The organism is Sutcliffiella rhizosphaerae (assembly GCF_917563925.1).
Taxonomy (GTDB): Bacteria; Bacillota; Bacilli; order Bacillales; family Bacillaceae_I; genus Sutcliffiella_A; species Sutcliffiella_A rhizosphaerae.
The window spans coordinates 1-4,007 of sequence record NZ_CAKJTJ010000077.1 but is presented as its reverse complement, the minus strand read 5'-3'; the positions used below and the strand labels follow the sequence as shown (position 1 = coordinate 4,007).

Below are 4,007 nucleotides of genomic sequence, written 5' to 3'. Positions count from 1 at the left end.
CAGCCATTCATCGCACGAAGAAAATGTGTCAGCATTTTCGAGGAGTCTGCGCGTCTTCCACTACGATCAACAAGAGAATTGCATGGATTTAAATAAAAATGTACCTTTGTCTATACACTGAGACTGTCCAATAACTTAGGACAGTCTTTTTCATATGCTTAATAATAATGAGAGACGATTACAATATTTGCCCTACAAAATAAATAGAGCTATATTGGCTCATCATACATACATTTCCTTTTAGATGACAAAAGAAATTCATCTCATATTATGCTATAATTTTAATCGGACAAGAAAGGAAGTGTTTGATATGAGCAAAGTGTTATTGATCGATGGAATGGCATTACTTTTCCGTTCCTTTTTTGCAACAAGTGTTTATAATCGTTTTATGTATACATCAAATGGAATACCGACAAATGCAGTGCAAGGATTTGTAAAACATATGATTACTGCAATGGAAACCTTTCAGCCAACCCATGTGGTTTGTTGTTGGGATATGGGATCAAAAACATTCCGAACGGAAATGTTTGACAATTATAAAGCGAATAGACCTGCTCCTCCCCAGGAACTAATTCCGCAGTTTGACCTCGTAAAAGAAGTAGTGGATGCATTTGATATACCTAATATCGGACTCGCAGGTTATGAGGCAGATGATTGTCTTGGTACATTGGCAGAATACTATCGAAATGAAGCAGAAGTAGTTATTTTAACTGGTGATCAGGACGTATTACAACTAATAAAACCAAATATTAGTGTCGCTCTTTTATTGAAAGGGTATGGGAATTACGATGTTTTAGACCAAAACGGATTTTATGAGAAAAAGGGTCTTACTCCTGAGCAACTTATTGATTTAAAAGCAATAATGGGAGATACAAGTGATAATTACCCTGGTGTTAAAGGTGTTGGAGAAAAAACCGCCACCAAATTATTAATGGAATTTAAAACGGTTGATGGCATTCTAGAAAATTTATCTTCGTTAACGAAAAGTCAGCAAAAGAAATTTGAGGAAAGCCTCGATCTATTACATCTTTCACGAGAACTTGCTACGATAAAGTGTGATGTACCAGTTACATGTGAATTAACTGATGCATTTATTACGATTGACCGATTAAAAGTATCCAACAAATTCGAAGAACTAGAATTTAAAAACTTAAATACATTCATCGATAAAGTTTGCTAATCCTTTGGAGCTGCCCAGAAATCATCAAAAATGAATTTCAGGCAGCTTTATTATTTATAATAAAGTTGTTGATTACAGTATTCGCTTTTTGCTTATTCAACTATTTCTCGAAGGTTCTATTTTTTATTACTCAGTACTGAAATTAGCAAATCCCATGACATGATTATTTCCGTGAATTGAAACATAGTCTCATCGCTTCGTATTATCTTTTTTCGCTTTATTTTCAAGCTTTGAGCGAACCTCGTTTGGAACTTCTCCGTTCTGATCAAATCCTTGAGGATTAATTCCGGGTGCTTTCTTTCCTCGATTAGCTTCGTTAGTATGTTTACTCATGTTGATCACCTCCAATGTACGTTAGTGTTCCTTTCTCTGACATAAATTATGTTGTATTAGGAAAAGGCTCAATATACAAAATAATGTAGAGGTGAGAAAATGAATAGACCGTTAAAAATAGCAATTAGTGCAATTCTATTGGCACAATTAATAAAAATTCCAATAAAGTACATTCGCTCTGGAAAATGGGAATGGAACACCTTTTTTGAAACTGGTGGGATGCCAAGCTCTCATTCTGCTGGTGTAACTGCATTAGCAACTATAATAGCGTTAAAAAAGGGAATAAAGACTATCGATTTTGCCCTAGCTGCAATCTTTGGTTTAATAGTGATGTATGATGCACAAGGAGTTAGGCGGCAAACCGGTGAAATAACACTTGCTGTCAATGACTTGGCGGAAAAGTTGGACAGACTTGAAGGCAAACCAGAAGAAAATGTCCATGATAAGTTGAAAAAGCGGTTAAAAGAGCGTTTAGGTCATCAACCAGAAGAGGTGGTAGGCGGTGCTTTTTTAGGATTAATATTAGCAATAGCAGGTATGAAACTTTTGCCTAAAAAGAAAAAACTGGGATTATGGAATAATCAATAATAGGCAGCCGACAAATTTTGCGGTAAGATAATAGGTGGGGTTGATATAAAAGGATGGGGAAAAATGGAAAAATCATGGACAACTGAAGAGTATCTACAACACCTTACTGCAAAAGGCTTTAAATTTGGAGAAGATTCAATCGGCTTTATTGAGTTTGGTAAACACTATACAGGAAGTTCGGATCATTTGGTTAATATTGCTATTGAAATTACATTAAAGGCCCAAAAAGAATTTGATGGTAGCTTTTTTGTCTCATTTTTAGAAATGATAAAAAAGGAACAAGTCCTTTCCAAAAAAGCAGCATTTGAATTAGCAAAGGTTAAAAATATAATATAAAAGGGTTGCCTTTAAAAGTGGCAACCCTTTATTACTATTCATTGAGGTGAATAGCTTTTCTAGAAAGTGTATCTGCCATTTTATTCTGTCTGCTTGGTATCCACTTTATAAAAAAAAGTTCGAAGCCATCCGCGATTGATAATGCTTCTTCTAACAGGTGACGATACTCCAATTTCTTTGCAAAACGTTTTTCCATTGCAGCTTCTACTGCCTGTGAGTCTGTCCTAAATGAAACAACAGTGTAGCCTTGTTTTTTACAAATTTTCAATGCCTCGATAAGTGCGTGAAACTCTGCTAAATGATTAGACATTACACCTAGAGGAATGCTATATTCTTCAGCACGACCGTGACCCTTTATAAAGATTCCAGCACCAGATTGACCGGGATCCCCTGCACTTGCTCCATCGATATATACCTCTATCATTATAATTGCCACTCCTACCTGTTAAATCCATGTTATAAGAACATATTTAATAAAGTTCTGTGATAAGATAAGAATACACAAATTCACACAACTGTGAAAGTAAAAATGGAGAGGGGTTGAACTTCTTCTATGAAAATGACGCTTGAATGGCATTATCATACTCCAAAACATATAGAGACCATATTTAGAAGCGAAGAACTTGATGTACATCTGGCATTACGACTTGCTGAAGATATTGAAAAAACAGGCAGGATGAAACGCCTTGCCTTCTACGACCAGGATGGAAGGGAATGGACAAGAAAGGAAATAAATAAATGGATTAAGCAAGCGGAAATAGGTATTTCAGATGTTATAGCCTATTTTGATGGAGGTTATGATTCTGATACCAAGCTAGCCGGGATAGGCAATGTCGTTTATTATAATCAAAATAGAAAAGACTATAGATACAGAATTAATGCAAGACTAGAGGAGCTTGAATCAAATAATGAAGCAGAATATGCTGCATTCTATTTTTTAGTGCAGCAACTTGAACATTTGGAAATTCGTTCAATGGAGGTTACTTTCAGTGGTGATTCGTTAGTAGTGCTGAATCAACTTTCCGGTGAATGGCCTTGCTATGATGAACTATTTAATCGATGGTTAGACAAAATAGAGGATAAATTAAAACTTTTAAAAATTAAACCAATTTATAAACCGATTTCAAGAAAAGATAATAATGAAGCACACCACTTAGCAAAACAAGCTTTAGATGGAACGCCAATTGAAAGCAACTTGCAATTGTAAAAATAGGAGTGAAAATAATCATGATGAATCGAAAAAAGATACTGATGGAAGTTGGTGAAATTCTAGATACATACTGTACGGAATGTCTTGTAAAACAGACATTGCGTAAGGATTATGGCAAAACTAATGCCCAATCATTTTGCATTAATGAATGCACTGTGGGAGCTGAAATAAAGCGACTTGGTGATCAACTTTTGGAGCGGAAGTAAAAAGATTAAAGCTATAAACTAATCTCTATATACAAAGAGGCTGGGACAAAACTAAAGAACACAAACAAAAAGACGAACAATATAATGGCCGACAATAAATACCGCTATTGATTTCCGTGCAAGACTTCGCTTTCCGCGGGTGACCCGCGAGCCT

The 4,007-nt window shown here is 35.5% G+C and carries 7 protein-coding genes; 5 read left to right on the top strand and 2 right to left on the bottom strand.

Annotated features, from left to right (window positions below; all coding sequences use genetic code 11):
* Positions 1-310 precede the first annotated feature (310 nt).
* Positions 311-1,180 carry a 5'-3' exonuclease gene (locus LRP81_RS22995; RefSeq protein ID WP_230505521.1) on the top strand — a complete coding sequence of 290 codons (870 nt, stop codon included), beginning with the start codon at positions 311-313 and terminating at the stop codon, positions 1,178-1,180.
* A gap of 189 nt (positions 1,181-1,369) precedes the next feature.
* On the opposite strand, the gene LRP81_RS22990 is transcribed toward LRP81_RS22995, so the two are convergent.
* Positions 1,370-1,513 carry a small, acid-soluble spore protein L gene (locus tag LRP81_RS22990; protein ID WP_230505519.1) on the bottom strand — a complete coding sequence of 48 codons (144 nt, stop codon included), beginning with the start codon at positions 1,511-1,513 and terminating at the stop codon, positions 1,370-1,372.
* A 99-nt stretch (positions 1,514-1,612) separates the two neighbouring features.
* Here LRP81_RS22990 and LRP81_RS22985 point away from each other — a divergent pair, with 99 nt between their 5' ends.
* The gene (locus LRP81_RS22985; protein ID WP_230505517.1) at positions 1,613-2,101 is read left to right on the top strand and encodes a divergent PAP2 family protein; all 489 of its coding nucleotides are present in this window, start codon (positions 1,613-1,615) and stop codon (positions 2,099-2,101) included.
* Positions 2,102-2,164: 63 nt separating this feature from the next.
* Positions 2,165-2,437, top strand: a complete 273-nt coding sequence (locus tag LRP81_RS22980) for a DUF6123 family protein (protein ID WP_230505515.1) — start codon at positions 2,165-2,167, stop codon at positions 2,435-2,437.
* Positions 2,438-2,471: 34 nt separating this feature from the next.
* On the opposite strand, the gene LRP81_RS22975 is transcribed toward LRP81_RS22980, so the two are convergent.
* Entirely contained in the window at positions 2,472-2,861 is a 390-nt protein-coding gene (locus tag LRP81_RS22975; RefSeq protein WP_230505514.1) for a reverse transcriptase-like protein, read from the bottom strand.
* 129 nt (positions 2,862-2,990) lie between these two features.
* Here LRP81_RS22975 and LRP81_RS22970 point away from each other — a divergent pair, with 129 nt between their 5' ends.
* Both LRP81_RS22970 and LRP81_RS22965 read left to right on the top strand, forming a co-directional pair.
* Positions 2,991-3,644 carry a reverse transcriptase-like protein gene (locus LRP81_RS22970; RefSeq protein WP_230505512.1) on the top strand — a complete coding sequence of 218 codons (654 nt, stop codon included), beginning with the start codon at positions 2,991-2,993 and terminating at the stop codon, positions 3,642-3,644.
* Between the two features lie 20 nt (positions 3,645-3,664).
* On the top strand, positions 3,665-3,853 hold the full coding sequence (locus LRP81_RS22965; protein ID WP_399208225.1) for a zinc-finger domain-containing protein: 189 nt from the start codon (positions 3,665-3,667) through the stop codon (positions 3,851-3,853).
* The last annotated feature ends 154 nt before the right edge of the window (positions 3,854-4,007 follow it).